The sequence below is a fragment of the Pseudomonas sp. UMAB-08 genome (assembly GCF_900095225.1).
GTDB lineage: Bacteria > Pseudomonadota > Gammaproteobacteria > Pseudomonadales > Pseudomonadaceae > Aquipseudomonas.
The window spans coordinates 355,016-370,693 of the sequence record NZ_LT607415.1; the positions used below are offsets into that span (position 1 = coordinate 355,016).

Below are 15,678 nucleotides of genomic sequence, written 5' to 3' on the forward strand. Positions count from 1 at the left end.
TTTTTGCCGCGCGCGCGATTCACCAGATAATCCAGTAAGGGCCTATATTGGCGCCAATAAATCCGGGGTGCATAGACCCTGATCAAGGATCAGGCAAAAAATATCCATCGGGCACCTGTTACAACGGTGACAATGGCTATTTGATCACCTGGCCTGCCACGATCTGGCAGATTTTTCATCTCTTTAAGCCGTGCAAGGAATGACACACGATGGATGTGATCATTATGGATCTGGGGGGCACGATCAAAGGTGACTGCCTGCTGGAAGGTTACACCGACAAAATTGAGGTCATGTCCTACAGTCATAACGTGGCCATGCAAGTGACCAACGATGTAAGCAGCGCTGAGCGAATCTCTGGCAGGCCACATATCGGTGAGTTCACCGTCACCAAGTTCATCGACTCCTCGACCTCAAGCATCAACGAGTACTGCTGCGCCGGCAAGCCGATTCCAGAGGCCAAAATCAGCGTGGGGCGCAACGCTTCAGACAATAGCGGGCAACTCATGCCTTTAATCGTCTACACCTTGACTGATGTGTTGATATCCAGCGTCAGTGTCAGCGGTGGTGCAGGGGGTAAGCCGGTCGAAACGTTGTCGCTGAACTTTATCAGGATCAAATGGGAGATTACCGCCCAGAAAGACGATGGAACAGAGCAGGGGGCTGCCGCATCGACCTGGGACCTGGCCGCGAACGCACGGGTCAAAAGCGGTTGACTGGAGAAATCTCTATTGAGTGCGGTCAATGGCTGGCACGTCACGACGTGTGCTGGCGATCAGGTCGACGTCACTTAACGTTCGATCGGCTGGCGTTCGGTCAGACGTGTATGTGGCCTCCCGACAGGCGGTAGAAAGACAAGAGTATTTTCGTTCAGGCTGCGATAAGTGCGTGAATAAAGTATTGTTGTTCGCATCAGCACGATGTCAGAAGCCTGGGGTGTTCAGGCGTTGTTAAATGATCGAGGGTGTCATGGGTTACGAAAGCATAAAGTGGGACAAGCTGGGATTCGATTACATCAAGACAGATCTGCGCTATTTGTCTTACTGGCGCAACGGTGCCTGGCAGGAAGGCACCCTGACAGAAGACAACGTGTTGCACATCAGCGAGGGCTCGACAGCCCTTCACTACGGCCAGCAGTGCTTCGAAGGGCTCAAGGCGTATCGCTGCAAGGACGGGTCGATCAATCTGTTCCGGCCAGACCAGAACGCGCTACGTATGCAGCGCAGTTGTGCCAGGTTGCTGATGCCTCCTGTCCCTTCGGATGTCTTCATTGAAGCCTGCAAGCAAGTCGTGCGTGCCAACGAGCGATTCATCCCGCCCTATGGCACAGGCGGAGCGCTGTACCTGCGTCCATTCATCATCGGGGTGGGCGATAACATTGGCGTGCGTACTGCACCGGAGTTCATTTTCTCGATCTTCTGCATGCCGGTGGGCGCCTACTTCAAAGGCGGCTTGAAACCCAATAACTTTGTGATTTCCAGCTATGACCGTGCAGCACCCAATGGTACGGGGGCTGCCAAGGTGGGCGGTAACTATGCTGCGAGCCTGATGCCCGGCGCAGAAGCCAAGAAGCGCCACTTTGCCGATTGCATCTACCTCGACCCTCAAACGCATTCGAAGATCGAAGAAGTGGGTTCCGCTAACTTCTTTGCAATTACGCGCAATGATGAGTTCATTACACCGAAGTCGCCTTCGGTATTGCCAGGCATTACCCGCTTGTCGTTGATCGAGCTGGCGCAGACTCGCCTGGGCCTGAAAGTTATCGAGGGCGATGTGTTTATCGACCGCATTGATGAGTTCAAGGAAGCTGGCGCCTGCGGTACGGCTGCGGTGATTACACCGATTGGCGGTATCGAATACCAGGATAAGTTACATGTGTTCTACAGTGAAGAAGAAGTAGGGCCCGTGACTCAACGGCTCTATAACGAACTCACGGGCGTGCAAACAGGCGATATCGAAGCGCCAGAAGGCTGGATCGTGAAAGTCTGATAACAGGCCCGGCATACACTGTATTGGCTCATCCACCCGGCTAAAAAAGGTGGATGAGCACCGGCATTTATCGCCGGACAGTGAGGCCTGCAAAGGACGAGGTCATTTTATAGACCTCTCCCACACACGGTGTTCCTGCAACGGGTCACCTGTTAAACCGTTCAACCAGCGCGCGCAAACCACGAGATGTACTTTCCAGTTCGTTGCCACGCATCACGGCTGCCTGTGCATTGCTCGCTGTTTTCTCAACGGTCCCTGCGACATTGTTGATTTGCCGGGCTATGTCTTCAGCGACATGGGCTTGCTCTTCTGAAGCCGCTGCCATTTGATGGCTCATGCTGCTGATGCGCTCAACGGCCTCACGGATTCCCTGGAGCGCCTCTTGCGCCTCAATGACCTGCAGAACACCGTGGTCAGCCTCGTTGATGCCCAACCTGGCGATGCTGACAGCCTCATCGGCTCCCTTTTTCAGGGTTTCAATGACACGTTGAATTTGCTGGGTTGATTCGCGGGTTTTGCCGGCCAGGGCGCGGACCTCATCGGCGACTACTGCAAAGCCCCGACCCTGTTCACCTGCTCTGGCCGCTTCAATGGCGGCGTTGAGAGCAAGCAGGTTGGTTTGGTCGGCAATGGATTGAATCATCCCGGCAGCGCTCATGATTTGCTGGGTTTCGTTGGCCAGGTTGTCCACGGCGTTGCTGATGTTGGTCACAGTGCTCGCCAGCAGTTGAATGGCTTCTCTGGACGTCCCGGCCACTTCGCCAGCCCGTTGAGCCAGTTCATGTGCTGTTTGTGCTTCATGTGCGGTGTGTTGCACATGACTGGACACCTCGTTGATCGACGCAGCCATTTGAGTCATGGCGGCGGCCGTCATGTCAGTTTCGGCTCTTTGCTCAAGCAAAGCCTGTTCAGTCTGGCTGGAAAGCAGTGAGGAATGTGCAGCCGCCTCGGACACTTGGGCCGCGAGATCGCTCAGGCGCGTGAGGGCGGTCTTGAGCCGGGCGTCTTCACTGATCAGTATCATCTCCAGCTGCGCCGACGGACCATATGCGTCGCTATAGGTGAGCGCGCTCACCGGGTCTGTAAACGCGTCAGGGGCGCTTTCAATGATGTGCTTTAGTTGATGCCCGATCCGTTTATATGACCATGCACCTACGATTAAAAATAACCCGGCGGTCACGGCGTGGGCTATCAGACTGGGCAGGTAATTAGCGGCGCCAATAGCGAGAACGGCGGCGCTCGCGGGGACAAGCATTTGTCCGGTAAAAGCCGCCAGGTGATGTTTTTTTGAAACGGCATTTTTACCGGCCCGCAACCGCTCATACAACCGATGTGCGCGGTCTATCTGCTGCCGCGTCGGCTTGACCCTGACGGACTCATAACCGACTAACTTACCCTCTTCAAGAATAGGGGTTACGTACGCGCTGACCCAATAAAAATCTCCGTTCTTACAGCGATTTTTTACAACGCCCATCCAGCTTTTTCCCGCTTTCAAATAACGCCACATCAGCGCAAAAACAGCAGGAGGCATATCGGGGTGACGCACCAGGTTGTGAGGGCTACCGATCAGCTCTGCTTGAGAGTAACCGCTTATCTGGGCGAATTCGCTATTGCAATAAGTGATTTTTCCGCTGGTATCAGTTGCTGAAATAAGGCGTTGTTGAACAGGAAATATCTGCTCTACGGCAGTGATGGAGCGGGCAGTTCGCACGGGCAGTGTGTCCCAAAATTATTGGTCTGTAATATTATAAAGCTACACGCTTTCAGAGTGATCCCCTAACGAATACTCGTGCTGAATACATACCTGTAACTGCGCCGTGGCGGTCAGCTGTAGTTAGGCATTCAACAAAAAGCTCTGGAGGCGCATCGACTTTCAAAGATGGCTATTTGATACTTTCGTGCCGGTATTATTTATCCGGCTGAGTATTTTTACAATAAGGCATCAAGGCCGTCAGGAGGGTGTTGAACTTTTTCTTCAGAGAAAAGCTCCAACTTGAATTTTGGCCAATATACAGTGTGGGAGGAATGTAAGCGCCTACCTCGCTTGGCCGCTCTGTTAGAATCGGGGCACTTGATATTCAGAGGTGCACAGATGAGCTCGCCGATTCGCCTTACCCAGTACAGTCACGGTGCAGGTTGCGGCTGCAAGATCTCTCCACAGGTGCTGGAGGTGATTCTGGCCGGCAGTGGTGCGCAGAACCTTGATCCAAAGCTCTGGGTTGGCAATGCATCGCGCGACGACGCGGCGGTGTACGCCATCGATGAGGAGCGTGGTGTGGTGTCGACCACCGACTTCTTCATGCCTATCGTGGATGATCCGTACGATTTCGGGCGGATTGCGGCCACTAATGCCATCAGCGATATCTACGCCATGGGCGGTGATCCGTTGATGGCGATTGCGATTCTGGGCTGGCCGGTCAATGTGCTGGCGCCGGAAGTTGCCCGTGAAGTGATTCGTGGCGGGCGTGCAGCCTGTGATGCTGCGGGCATCCCGCTGGCGGGTGGGCATTCGATCGATACGCCGGAGCCTATTTTTGGTCTGGCAGTGACGGGATTGGTCGAGAAGCGTTTCATGAAGCGCAATGACACCGCGACCGAAGGCTGCAAGCTCTATCTGACCAAGCCTTTGGGCATCGGTATTCTCACCACGGCCGAGAAAAAGGGTGTGCTGCGCGCCGAGGATCAAGGGGTGGCGCGCGACATGATGTGTGCACTGAACAAGCCGGGTAGCCGTTTCGGCAAGCTGGAGGGGGTCAAGGCGATGACGGATGTCACCGGTTTTGGCCTGCTCGGCCATCTAGTGGAAATGGCCGACGGTAGCCAACTGACAGCACGCCTCGATTTTGCCGCCGTGCCGCGTCTGGCCAGTGTCGACTTCTATCTTGAGCAGGGCTGCGTCCCGGGTGGAACCCACCGTAATTTCGACAGTTACGGCGAGCGCATCACCGCACTGACACAGATGCAGAAGTTGCTGCTGTGCGATCCGCAAACCAGTGGCGGTCTGTTGGTTGCCGTCGAGGAGGGTGAGCAAGCGAACTTCCTCGCACTGGCCTCAGAACTCGGTCTGGAACTGTCAGCAATCGGCGAATTCGTGGGTCGACAGCGTCACGCGGTTGAGGTGTTCTGATGCGTCAAAACAGCACCGACTACCGCGACATTTTTCTCAACGACCGCCCCTTGATGGACGTTCGTGCACCGGTCGAATTCGACAAGGGTGCTTTTCCCCTGGCGTGCAATCGGCCACTGATGAACGATCTGGAACGGGAGAAAGTGGGTACCTGCTACAAGCAGCAAGGGCAGCAGGCGGCCATTGAGCTGGGCCATCAGTTGGTGTCCGGCCAGACCAAGCAAGAGCGCATCGAGGCCTGGGTGGACTTTGCTCGTTCCCAGTCTCAGGGCTACCTGTATTGCTTCCGGGGAGGATTACGCTCGCAACTGACCCAGCAATGGCTCAAGAACGAGGCCGGGATCGAGTACCCACGGGTCATCGGTGGTTACAAGGCACTGCGTACGTACCTGATCGAAGTGACTGATAGCGCGGTAACCGAGTGCAACTTTGTGCTGGTAGGTGGGCTGACAGGCTCGGGCAAGACCGAAGTACTGACACAACTGGCCAATGCGCTTGATCTAGAGGGGCACGCAAATCACCGCGGCTCCAGTTTCGGCAAGCATGCGACGCCACAACCGGCGCAGATCAGTTTCGAAAATGCTTTGGCGATCGACATCCTCAAGAAGCGGGCTGGTGGCATCAATCAGTTCGTCCTCGAGGACGAGGGGCGTGTTGTCGGCAGCCGCGCGATCCCGCTAACGTTGTTCCAGGGCATGCAGAAGTACCCGCTGGTCTGGCTTGAGGAGCGCTTCGAGGACCGGGTCGAGCGAATCCTTAAAGATTATGTGATCGATTTGTGTGCCGAGTTCATCGACGTTCATGGCATCGAGCAGGGCTTTGGCGTCTTTGCTGCGCACCTGCGCCAGAGTTTGTCAGGCATCGTCAAACGTCTGGGCGGAGAGCGCTACCAGCGCCTGGCCTTGATTATGGACAGTGCACTGAACGAGCAGGAAAAGTCCGGCGCAGTCGATCTGCACCGGGACTGGATCATCGGGATGCTGAGTGAGTATTACGACCCTATGTATGCCTACCAGAGAGACAGCAAAGGGCCGCGCATCGAATTTTCCGGCGATCATGCGGCGGTGCTTGAGTACCTGAGAGACCGCGGCCGCCGACTCGACTGAGTACTGCGCTCGGCTGTGCGTCATCCTTTGATGACGTACAGACAGATCGACAGTGTCACCAATGAGCCAAGGGTCGAGATCAGAATTGTGCTTGAAACCACTGACGCCTCGCGCCGGTAGTATTCGGCCAGCATGAACGGCCCGGTGCCTGTGGGAAGTGCGCTGAGCAATAGGGCCGAATTGGCCCACAACGGTGGCAGGTGGAATACGCGGAACACCAGAAACCAGGTCAGCAGTGGGTGCGCGATCAGCTTTATCAGCACCAGCATGGTTGCGCCTTGCCGTGGGCCTTGCTGTTTCTGGGCAAGAAACAGCCCGAGTGAAATCAATGCACACGGTGTGGTTGCCGCGCCGAGCAGGCTCAAGAATTTTTCAAGTGGCCCTGGCAGCGGTGCGCCGGTATAGGCCCAGCAGGCGCCCAGAATCGGCGAGACCACCAAGGGATTTTTAGCCAGCGCGAGCAGCACCTTGAGCACGATGCGATGCACCCGAAGCTCGCTCTGTAAACCAATCTCGATGCACACCAGCGCCAGTCCGAACAACACACAGACCACCAGCAAGGACGCAATCAGGGCCGGTTCAAGACCCTCAGGCCCCAGGACCATGATGCACAGCGGTATGCCGATATAGCCGGTATTGGCATAGGACGCGCTGAGTGCATCAATGCTGGCATCGGCGAAGTGGCCACTTTTTTTCCAGCGCAGTAACAGGGTCAGTACGAACATCGCGAGGGTACTGCCTGTAAACGCGAGCACAAACCCCGGGTGCCAGATTTGCTCCCAGGTCGCGGTGGCGGTCGCCGTGAACAACAGCGCGGGCAGACACAGCCAGACCACCATGCGGTTGATTTCCGAGGCCGCATTCGGGCCCAGGCGCTGGGTGCGTCGACATACAAAGCCAATGAGGATCAGGGCGAAGATCGGCAGCAATACATTCAATACAGAAGACATCGACCCCGACCCCTTGAACCGCTAACAAGCCGGCAAGGTTAAAGTCGGAAATCGTTAGCGTCCAATCTTTATTGATGAGCTCGTGGCCTGCAATCTCTCTGTATCAACGGTTTCAGGGCAGCAGAGCGGACCCTCGCCCGGCCACAAAGTCGCTATTCAACGAGAAGATCAACGCCTTCAATCCGCCCTCAGGGTGGACGTCGGCAAACTCGGGCGGGTTTTCCAGGCGCTGCTGAAAAATCAGGTCAGGCGCCTCGACAGCGGCGCTGTCGATTAAAAAGTCCGGGCCGATGGCGGGGTCATTGATGCACGCCAGTACAAGACCTTGCGGGTTGAGCAAGTCAGGCAGGCGGCGGAGGATTTTTTGGTAATCCTTGGTCAGCACAAAGCTGCCTTTCTGAAACGAAGGCGGGTCGACGATGATCAGGTCGTAGGGGCCGTCTCTTTTTACTCTCGCCCAGGATTTGAACAAGTCATGCCCTAAAAAGCTCACTCGGCTCAAGTCATGCTGATTAAGGCGGTGATTATCTCGCCCTCGGCTAAGTGCGGCCTTGGCCATGTCGAGATTCACCACGTGCTCGGCGCCCCCGGCAATGGCGGCGACAGAAAAACCACAGGTATACGCGAACAGATTCAGCACCCGTTTGCCGTGTGCCTGAGCTTGAACCCAGCGGCGACCATAGCGCATATCCAGGAACAGCCCGGTGTTCTGGTTTCTGCCAAAGTCCAGTTTGAAATGCAGGCCGTTCTCGGTGACAACGCCGTTATCAACGGTCTCCCCCAGCAACCATTCGGTTGTGCTGTCTTGAAGGTAGCGGTGCTGCAATAACAGGGTATGCGCCTGGCGGTGCAGCCAGGCGGGTGACTGGCTCAGGGCCAGAAGCATATGCTTCAGGGCAGCCAACCCGGCTTCATCCGGTTGCTTGTACAGCGACACCAACAGCACGCCCTGCAACCAGTCAACGGTCACTTCTTCAAGCCCCGGCCAGCGTAGCCCTCTGCCGTGAAACAGGCGGCGAGCTTCGTCAGGTGCTGCACTTAAAGCGGAGATTAAATGCTGTTGCAGGATAGAGAGGGCTTCGGAATTCATCGCGGGCTATCAGTCATTCGAAAGCGCGCAGTTTAAGCGTAATCGCCGGGGGGTTGGTGGCGTTTATTCTATGATCCTGCGCTGGCGGGTAGACTAAGTGGCTGTGCTCGTTGAAGCATCCTTATGAACAGGAGTCGCTGTGTCCAAGTCTGTTGACGCCCCATCCCTTGAATCCTTTTCGAGCGAGAGTCCTTCCCCGCTGTATGCCCGGGTCAAGCAGGTTATCGTTCAGCGGATTCGCTCGGGAGCATGGCTGCCGAACTCGAAACTGCCCTCCGAAAGTGAGTTGCTAAGCCTGCTGGGCGTCAGTCGCATGACCATCAACCGCGCCTTGCGCGAGCTGACCATTGAAGGGTTGCTGGTGCGTGTCCAGGGTGTTGGCACCTTTGTCGCCGAGCCCAAAGGGCACGCCGCACTGTTTGAAATCCACAATATCGCCGAAGAGATTTCTGCTCGCGGTCATGTTCACCGCTGTGAAGTTATCACCCTTGAAGAGCTGCCGGCCAAGGCCAGTGTTGCGCTGCCGTTCGCTCTGGAAGGGGTAACGCGGCTGTTCCATTCGCTGGTGGTGCACTACGAGAATGAGGTGCCGGTGCAAATCGAGGAGCGCTTCGTCAATGCACTGATTGCGCCTGAATATTTGCAGCAGGACTTCACCAAAGTCACCCCTTATGCCTACCTCATTCAACTGGCGCCGCTAACGGAAGGGGAGCATGTGGTCGAGGCCATCCATGCCAAGTCTGCCGAGTGTCGACTGCTGCACATCAAGCGCAACGAACCGTGCCTGTTGATCCGTCGACGCACCTGGTCGGCCAAGGGGCAGGTAGGCAGTGCGCGGCTGGTGTATCCCGGCTCGCGGTATCGACTCGAAGGCAAGTTCGGTCACTGATTTCCCCCGATCAATGAGCGTCATTCAACGGGTCGCTCATCGGTTTTGGCGGGTGTTACCTGCGTTACTTTTTGGTGCGCTCATGTTACGTGATGGCGCTATTTGGTACAGAATTGCGGCAGATTCTTAGTCAGAAATAGAATCATGATTCCGCATGGTCTGATTAATTAAATTGTTAACTGTCTGAAAAAATAGAATTTTTATAAAATTCTGGATGCTTTGACTCAACCATAAAAAAACGATTGGCCCTTCACTTGCATTGACTTGTATGTACAGGCTGGTATGAGGCTTAAGTGGCTTTCTCCGGCCCCACCTGCTTGTGATGCCCGATGAAGGAACTCCACATGACTGATAGCCCTGTCACTCCCTTCACCCAACAGCTTCAGGGCGTACGCGTCCTGGATCTCAGTCGGGTGCTCGCCGGCCCGCACTGCACCGCTCTGTTGGCGGACCTGGGTGCCGATGTAATCAAGTTCGAAGTGCCTGTGCACGGTGATGACAGTCGACACCTGGGGCCTTTTCGCGAGGGTGAAAGCGTGTATTTCGGCTTGATCAATCGCGGTAAGCGGAGTGTCGAAATCGACTTCAAGTCCGAGTCCGACCGCGCACGATTTTATGAGCTGGTGGCTGACGCAGACGTGGTAGTGGAGAACTTCCGTCCGGGGGTGACCCAGCGACTCGGTATCGATTTCGACACCTTGAAGCAGTACAACCCGCGATTGATCTACGCGAGTATTTCCGGTTTCGGTCAGGACGGTCCGTTCTCGCGGCGACCGGCCTACGACATCGTTGCCCAGGCCTTGTCGGGTTTGATGAGCGTGACCGGTTTTCCCGAAACAGGCCCGACCCGCAGCGGTGAGGCGATTGGCGATTTATGTGCTGGCGTCTATGCCGCCTGGGCGATCAGCTCTGCGCTGTTCGCCCGCGAACGGCATGCGCCTGGCGCGCAGTACATCGACGTTGCGATGTTCGATGTGCTGTTCAGTCTGCAGATGACCGGCCTGTCCAATCTTTTCGCCACCGGTGTCGCGCCGGGCCTGGTGGGCAATCGTCACCCGGTGTCGACGCCGTTCGATACGTACCGCGCGGCCGATGGCCTGGTGGTTATTGCGGTGGCCAGCAATCGTTTGTTCCAGCGGCTGTGTGAGTGCATGGGCAACGCTGGACTGGCGAGTGATCCACGTTTCGTCGATGACGATCAACGCACCCGCAACGAGCCAGCCTTGCGCGGCGAAATCGAAGGCTGGACCGCGAGCTACAAGGTCGAGCAGCTCTGTGACGCGCTGCTCGATGCGGGTGTTCCCGCGTCGCCGGTATGGAACCTTGCTCAAGCGGCTGCCAGTGAGCAGGCCCAGGTCCGTCAATTGCAGATCTACCCTGAAGGCTCGGGGTTACCGCTGGTTCCTCAGCCGGTGTTTTTCAATGGTCAGAAACCTCATGCCACGACGCTGGCGCCTCGATTGGGCGCAGACAATCAGGCATTCGGGCTGGCGGACCCGATTAAACGCAAGCAGGAGATCAAGCATGAACTTTGAATTGGATCAGACCGAGTTGGCGGTGATCGACAGCGTTGAGCACGTTGCACGTGAAGTCATTGCGCCGCGAGCCAAACATTACGATGAGACTGAAACCTTCTGCGCCGAGAGTTTGCAGGCCCTCGCCGAGCTGGGCTGCATGGGCGTCAACTTGCCTGAGCACTATGGCGGCCTGGGCATTGGTAGCCTGGCGATGAGTCGTGTGGTTGAGGCGGTAGCGGGCGCATGTGCTTCGACGGCTTCTGCGCTTACGGCACATTTTTTGGCCACCGACTCGATCTTGATTGGCGGTACTGAAGCGCAGAAACAGGAGTGGCTGCCCCGGGCGGCCAGTGGTGAACTGCTGGGCGCCTTTGCCTTGACCGAGCCTGCTGCAGGCTCGAATCCGGCGGACATGCGCTGCCGGGCGCAGCGGGAGGAGGGCGGCTGGCGATTGCATGGGAGCAAGCATTACATCACCAATGCGCGCGAAGCTGGTTTCATTGTGCTCTACGCGAAAACCGACGCCGAGGCCGGGCACAAAGGCATCAGCGCCTTCGTGATTCCTCAGGGCACTGCCGGTATCAGCTTTTCCAGTCCGGAAAAAACCATGGGGCTGCGCGGCAGCACCATTTACGAATTGGCACTGGACTGCTGGCTGCCGGAATCGGCGTTACTTGGGACTGAAGGGCAGGGTTTCAACACAGCCATGGCGGTGCTTGATCGCGGTCGGGTCGAGGTGGCCGCCATGTCGCTGGGTATCGCCAATGCTGCCATGCAATGCAGCCTGGACTGGGTCCGCGAACGACAGATAGGCCCCAAACCGCTGGCCGCTTATCAGGGGACTCAATGGCGCCTGGCCGAGATGTACGCTCAGTTGGAAGGCGCCCGGATGCTCACCTGGAAAGCCGCCGTGCGACGCGACAGTGGTGGACGCTTCAGCCTCGACTCAGCCACCGCCAAACTGGTGGCGGCCGAATCGGCAGGCTTTATCACCGATGCCGCGCTTCAGCTACACGGCGGTTACGGCTACATCCGTGATCTGCCACTGGAGCGTTACGTGCGAGATGCACGAATCCTGCGCATCTTCGAGGGCACCTCTGAAGTACAGAAAATTATCATCTCCAGAGGTTTGCTCGAAGCCCGATGAGCCGCGATTTGTTAGCCTAGGCAAAAGCCGCTCGGTTTCAATTGAGCGGCACTGCGGCTATTGATCAGGGGAACAGGGATGAAGAGCGACGCACGCGTTGTGCATCACACCGCGACTGGCGGTGATGAGACGGCTGCTTTCTATATAGGGACAGCTGTCGAGTGATCTTGATAAAAGCGTCAGGGCTGGTCCGAAACGACGCGAAAACCCATAAGTGTTTGCTTAATCCTACGGATTTCACCTTGGCAGGTGGAGATCGCGTCGCCCTCACGGGGCCGTCGGGGTCGGGGAAAAGTGTATTTCTTCGTGCCCTGGCGCTGCTTGATCCGCTGGAGGAGGGCAGCGTTTTTTGGCGCGATAAACCGGTGTCGGGTTCCGGGATTCCGGCGTATCGCCGCCACGTCAGTTACATCGCTCAGCGCCCCGCAATGCTTGAGGGCACGGTCGAAGACAATCTGCGTTACCCCTTCAGCTTGAAGGTCTATCACGACCTTACCTTCGACCGCGCCGCCGCCTTACGGTTGGCCGAGCAGGCCGGTCGGGATGAGCGCTTTCTCGACCAGCAATCCAGCGAACTGTCGGGGGGCGAAGCGCAAATTGCAGCATTGATCAGGGTTCTGCAATTGCAGCCTGATGTGCTTCTGCTCGATGAACCCACCGCGTCACTGGATCCCGAATCATCTCGGGAAATCGAGTCACTGGTGTCGGCCTGGTTCAGTGGCGCCAAACAGGATGATCGCGCCTTCATCTGGATTTCCCATGATCAAGAGCAGGCTCAGCGCATGAGTGAGCGGAGATTGTCGATGCAGGCAGGCACACTGAGCGAGTACACGACCTGATGGAATATCAGAACCTATCGCTACTGGATATTGGTATTGCGTCCTCGTTGATCCTGATTAACGGCGTGCTGTCCCTTGTCCTGAAGCTTGATCTGGAGCGCAAGCTGCTTTGGGCGGCGATCCGCACCGTGGTGCAGCTACTCGCCATCGGATATGTACTGGGCTGGGTCTTTAACTTCGCCCAATGGTATGTCGTGCTGCCGTTGATGGCCGGGATGACCTTGATTGCGGGGCTGTCGGCCTCAGGTCGAGGCAAACGGACGTATGCGGGGCAGCGTATCGACAGCATTGCGTCGATCTGGCTGAGTTCATGGCTGGTCACAGCTGTGGGGCTGTTCGCTGTTATTCGGATTCATCCCTGGTATGAGCCGCAGTATGCAATCCCCATTCTCGGGATGATTCTCGGCAATACCCTGACCGGGGTGTCGCTGGGTATTGAGCGGATGACTCAGGAATTGACGACCGGGCGCAACGTCGTGGAAATGAGTCTTGCCCTCGGCGCTACCCGCTGGGAGGCCGCACAAGGCCCAGCCCGGCAGGCGGTACGTGCCGGGATGATCCCCACGCTTAATCAAATGACCGTGGTCGGGCTGGTCAGCCTGCCCGGGATGATGACGGGGCAGGTGCTGGCGGGCCAGTCGCCGATTCAGGCGGTGCGCTATCAAATCATCATTATGTTTCTGATCGCGGCGGCGTCGGCGCTGGGAACGGTGTGTGCTGTATTGCTCACCTACCGGCGGCTGTTTTCAGCGGATCACCGGTTTTTGGCGTCGAAACTTATGGCGCGTAAATAGTCGGCCATGACACCACCTTGCGCCCGTCGGTTCGTCGGCGTGGCAGCACTGCCGTTGATCAGCACTGCAATATTCGGGGGCACTTCTTGGTATTGTGCGTCACAATTTGTGACGTTTTTCCCTTTTTAACGAGAAGCTGTAGAAATGCCTGAACCAATTCCCTTAAAGGACCACGAGAAAGAGACGCAGCTGGTCAATAAGCGTTTGCTGGCGTGTGGTCTGCTCGTGGCCGTGTTGAGCTGCATTCTGGTGGGCAGAATGTATTTTCTGCAGGTAACCGAGTTTGCCTATCACTCGACGATTTCAGAGAACAATCGGGTGCATGTGCTGCCGATCCCGCCGGAAAGAGGCCTGATCTACGACCGTAATGGTGTGGTGCTGGCGGACAATCGACCCAGTTTCAACCTGATCATGACCCGCGAGCGGTCTGGGGACTGGAGTCAGGTGCTGGACTCCCTCATCAGCATTCTTCAGTTGCCTGAAGAAGACCGGATTTTGTTCGACAAGGATCTGAAGCAGGCCCGTCATCGCTTCGACCCTGTGACGCTGCTGTATGAGTTGACCGAAGAACAAATTGCCTTGGTCGCCGTCAATCAGTTCCGCCTGCCGGGGATCGACGTCGAGCCGCAGTTCGTTCGACATTACCCGTTGGGCGCGCATTTTGCCCATTCCATTGGCTATGTGGGCCGGATCAACGAAAAAGAGTCCAAGCAACTGTCGGTGGATTATCGCGGCACTCAATCGATCGGCAAGACCGGCATCGAGCGCTTCTACGAGTCAGAACTGCATGGCCGGGTCGGCTATGAAGAGGTCGAAACCAATGCGCAAGGGCGGGTGTTGCGCGTGCTCAAGCACACGGACCCTATCCCCGGTAAAAGCATTGTCCTGAGCCTGGATATCGGTCTTCAGGAAGCAGCGGAAGATGCCTTGGGAGATCGACGCGGTTCAGTGGTGGCGCTGGACCCGGAAACCGGCGAAGTACTGGCTATGGTCAGCAAGCCCAGTTTCGATCCCAACCTGTTCGTCACCGGTATCAGCTTCAAGGAATACGCAGCGCTGCGTGACTCTGTCGACCGGCCCTTGTTCAACAGGGTGTTGCGCGGGTTGTATGCGCCCGGCTCGACGATCAAGCCAGAGGTCGCGATTGCAGGGCTGGACAGCAGTGTTGTAACCGCGCAGACCCGGGTGTTCGACCCAGGCTATTTTCAGTTGCCGGATTACGACCACAAATACCGAAACTGGAACCACAGTGGTGACGGTTGGGTGGACATGGATGCCGCCATCATGCGTTCCAACGACACCTATTTCTACACGCTGGCGCACAAGCTCGGCATTGATCGCATGCATGACTACATGACCATGTTTGGCCTGGGGCAGAAAGTGTCGCTGGACATGTTTGAGGAGTCGGCGGGGCTGATGCCTTCCCGTGAGTGGAAGCGGGCCACGCGACGTCAGGTCTGGTTCCCGGGTGAAACCGTCATCCTGGGTATCGGGCAGGGGTATATGCAGGTGACACCGCTGCAACTGGCCCAGGCCACCGCGCTGATTGCCAACAAAGGCGTGTGGAATCGGCCTCATCTGGCGAAAACCGTCGACGGTGTGACGCCGGTCGATGAACACCCGATGCCCAACATCGTGCTGCATGACTCCAGTGAATGGGATCAGGTCAATCACGGAATGCAGATGGTGATGCATGACCCGCGCGGCATTGCCCGGGCCTCTGCCCTTGGCGCGCAATACCGGATTGCCGGTAAAAGCGGCACGGCCCAGGTGGTTGCGATCAAACAGGGTGAGCGCTACAACCGCTTGAAAACACTGGAGCGCAACCGCGACAACGCCTTGTTCGTTGGCTTCGCCCCGGCGGCACATCCGAAAATCGCGGTCTCGGTCATGATTGAAAACGGTGAAGCGGGCGGTCGTGTGGCGGGTCCTGTCGTGCGCCAGGTAATGGACGCCTGGTTGCTCGACAAGGAAGGCCACTTGAAGCCGCAATATGCGACGCCAGTCAAAGCGCCGGGTGAGCCGCACGTCTGATACGCCGCATCAAGCTCACGTTATTCGCGAACAAATGCGCTTCAACAGGATGCGCATTTGCCCGCGAATTAAGCTGATCAGATCCCGGTTTATGCCCGTAAACCGGGCGTTGCTGCTTCATCGTGCACCACTGTGAATCAATAAAAACCTTCCTGAAAATTTCTGCAAAAAAGCCGTTGTATCCGTCTGAAATTGAATG

13 protein-coding genes are annotated in these 15,678 nt (G+C 56.8%); 10 read left to right on the forward strand and 3 right to left on the reverse strand.

Translation table 11 applies throughout. The annotated features are described in order from the left end of the window. Positions 1-209 precede the first annotated feature (209 nt). Together K0F75_RS04745 and K0F75_RS04750 are read left to right on the forward strand one after the other, a co-directional pair. Complete coding sequence (locus K0F75_RS04745; RefSeq protein WP_219060688.1) at positions 210-713, forward strand: Hcp family type VI secretion system effector; 504 nt, start codon at positions 210-212, stop codon at positions 711-713. 253 nt (positions 714-966) lie between these two features. After that, complete coding sequence (locus K0F75_RS04750; protein ID WP_219060857.1) at positions 967-1,986, forward strand: branched-chain amino acid aminotransferase; 1,020 nt, start codon at positions 967-969, stop codon at positions 1,984-1,986. Between the two features lie 145 nt (positions 1,987-2,131). Here K0F75_RS04750 and K0F75_RS04755 read toward each other — a convergent pair whose 3' ends face one another. Next, positions 2,132-3,697, reverse strand: a complete 1,566-nt coding sequence (locus tag K0F75_RS04755) for a PAS domain-containing methyl-accepting chemotaxis protein (protein WP_219060689.1) — start codon at positions 3,695-3,697, stop codon at positions 2,132-2,134. A gap of 381 nt (positions 3,698-4,078) precedes the next feature. On the opposite strand from K0F75_RS04755, the gene selD reads away from it, so the two are divergent. Both selD and mnmH read left to right on the forward strand, forming a co-directional pair. Further along, positions 4,079-5,113 (forward strand): selenide, water dikinase SelD, encoded by a 1,035-nt coding sequence (gene selD, locus K0F75_RS04760; RefSeq protein WP_219060690.1) that lies wholly within the window; start codon positions 4,079-4,081, stop codon positions 5,111-5,113. After that, the gene (gene mnmH / locus K0F75_RS04765; protein ID WP_219060691.1) at positions 5,113-6,219 is read left to right on the forward strand and encodes a tRNA 2-selenouridine(34) synthase MnmH; all 1,107 of its coding nucleotides are present in this window, start codon (positions 5,113-5,115) and stop codon (positions 6,217-6,219) included. Before selD ends, mnmH begins: the two co-directional genes overlap by 1 nt. A 20-nt stretch (positions 6,220-6,239) precedes the next feature. Here mnmH and K0F75_RS04770 read toward each other — a convergent pair whose 3' ends face one another. Together K0F75_RS04770 and K0F75_RS04775 are read right to left on the reverse strand one after the other, a co-directional pair. Further along, the gene (locus tag K0F75_RS04770; RefSeq protein WP_219060692.1) at positions 6,240-7,169 is read right to left on the reverse strand and encodes an AEC family transporter; all 930 of its coding nucleotides are present in this window, start codon (positions 7,167-7,169) and stop codon (positions 6,240-6,242) included. Positions 7,170-7,281: 112 nt separating this feature from the next. Then, positions 7,282-8,259: a class I SAM-dependent methyltransferase gene (locus tag K0F75_RS04775; protein WP_219060693.1), complete on the reverse strand. Its 978-nt coding sequence runs from the start codon at positions 8,257-8,259 to the stop codon at positions 7,282-7,284. 139 nt (positions 8,260-8,398) lie between these two features. Between K0F75_RS04775 and hutC the strand changes: the two genes are divergently transcribed. From hutC to mrdA, 6 genes are all read left to right on the forward strand, one after another. Continuing rightward, positions 8,399-9,148 carry a histidine utilization repressor gene (hutC, locus tag K0F75_RS04780; protein WP_219060694.1) on the forward strand — a complete coding sequence of 250 codons (750 nt, stop codon included), beginning with the start codon at positions 8,399-8,401 and terminating at the stop codon, positions 9,146-9,148. Between the two features lie 344 nt (positions 9,149-9,492). Further along, positions 9,493-10,683 carry a CaiB/BaiF CoA-transferase family protein gene (locus K0F75_RS04785; protein ID WP_219060695.1) on the forward strand — a complete coding sequence of 397 codons (1,191 nt, stop codon included), beginning with the start codon at positions 9,493-9,495 and terminating at the stop codon, positions 10,681-10,683. Beyond that, positions 10,673-11,812: an acyl-CoA dehydrogenase family protein gene (locus K0F75_RS04790; protein WP_219060696.1), complete on the forward strand. Its 1,140-nt coding sequence runs from the start codon at positions 10,673-10,675 to the stop codon at positions 11,810-11,812. Before K0F75_RS04785 ends, K0F75_RS04790 begins: the two co-directional genes overlap by 11 nt. 167 nt (positions 11,813-11,979) lie before the next feature. After that, positions 11,980-12,651 carry an ATP-binding cassette domain-containing protein gene (locus tag K0F75_RS04795; RefSeq protein WP_219060858.1) on the forward strand — a complete coding sequence of 224 codons (672 nt, stop codon included), beginning with the start codon at positions 11,980-11,982 and terminating at the stop codon, positions 12,649-12,651. After that, positions 12,651-13,445: an iron export ABC transporter permease subunit FetB gene (fetB, locus tag K0F75_RS04800; protein ID WP_219060697.1), complete on the forward strand. Its 795-nt coding sequence runs from the start codon at positions 12,651-12,653 to the stop codon at positions 13,443-13,445. The genes K0F75_RS04795 and fetB overlap by 1 nt, the downstream gene beginning before the upstream one ends. Before the next feature lie 144 nt (positions 13,446-13,589). After that, positions 13,590-15,479, forward strand: a complete 1,890-nt coding sequence (mrdA, locus tag K0F75_RS04805) for a penicillin-binding protein 2 (protein ID WP_219060698.1) — start codon at positions 13,590-13,592, stop codon at positions 15,477-15,479. Positions 15,480-15,678: the final 199 nt, after the last annotated feature.

Excerpts from the sequence above, each read along its gene's own strand:
- K0F75_RS04745 (WP_219060688.1), top strand. The coding sequence starts at position 210 with ATGGATGTGATCATTATGGATCTGGGGGGCACGATCAAAGGTGACTGC.
- K0F75_RS04750 (WP_219060857.1), top strand. The coding sequence starts at position 967 with ATGGGTTACGAAAGCATAAAGTGGGACAAGCTGGGATTCGATTACATC.
- selD (WP_219060690.1), top strand. The coding sequence starts at position 4,079 with ATGAGCTCGCCGATTCGCCTTACCCAGTACAGTCACGGTGCAGGTTGC.
- mnmH (WP_219060691.1), top strand. The coding sequence starts at position 5,113 with ATGCGTCAAAACAGCACCGACTACCGCGACATTTTTCTCAACGACCGC.
- K0F75_RS04770 (WP_219060692.1), bottom strand. The coding sequence starts at position 7,169 with ATGTCTTCTGTATTGAATGTATTGCTGCCGATCTTCGCCCTGATCCTC.
- K0F75_RS04775 (WP_219060693.1), bottom strand. The coding sequence starts at position 8,259 with ATGAATTCCGAAGCCCTCTCTATCCTGCAACAGCATTTAATCTCCGCT.
- K0F75_RS04785 (WP_219060695.1), top strand. The coding sequence starts at position 9,493 with ATGACTGATAGCCCTGTCACTCCCTTCACCCAACAGCTTCAGGGCGTA.
- K0F75_RS04790 (WP_219060696.1), top strand. The coding sequence starts at position 10,673 with ATGAACTTTGAATTGGATCAGACCGAGTTGGCGGTGATCGACAGCGTT.
- fetB (WP_219060697.1), top strand. The coding sequence starts at position 12,651 with ATGGAATATCAGAACCTATCGCTACTGGATATTGGTATTGCGTCCTCG.
- mrdA (WP_219060698.1), top strand. The coding sequence starts at position 13,590 with ATGCCTGAACCAATTCCCTTAAAGGACCACGAGAAAGAGACGCAGCTG.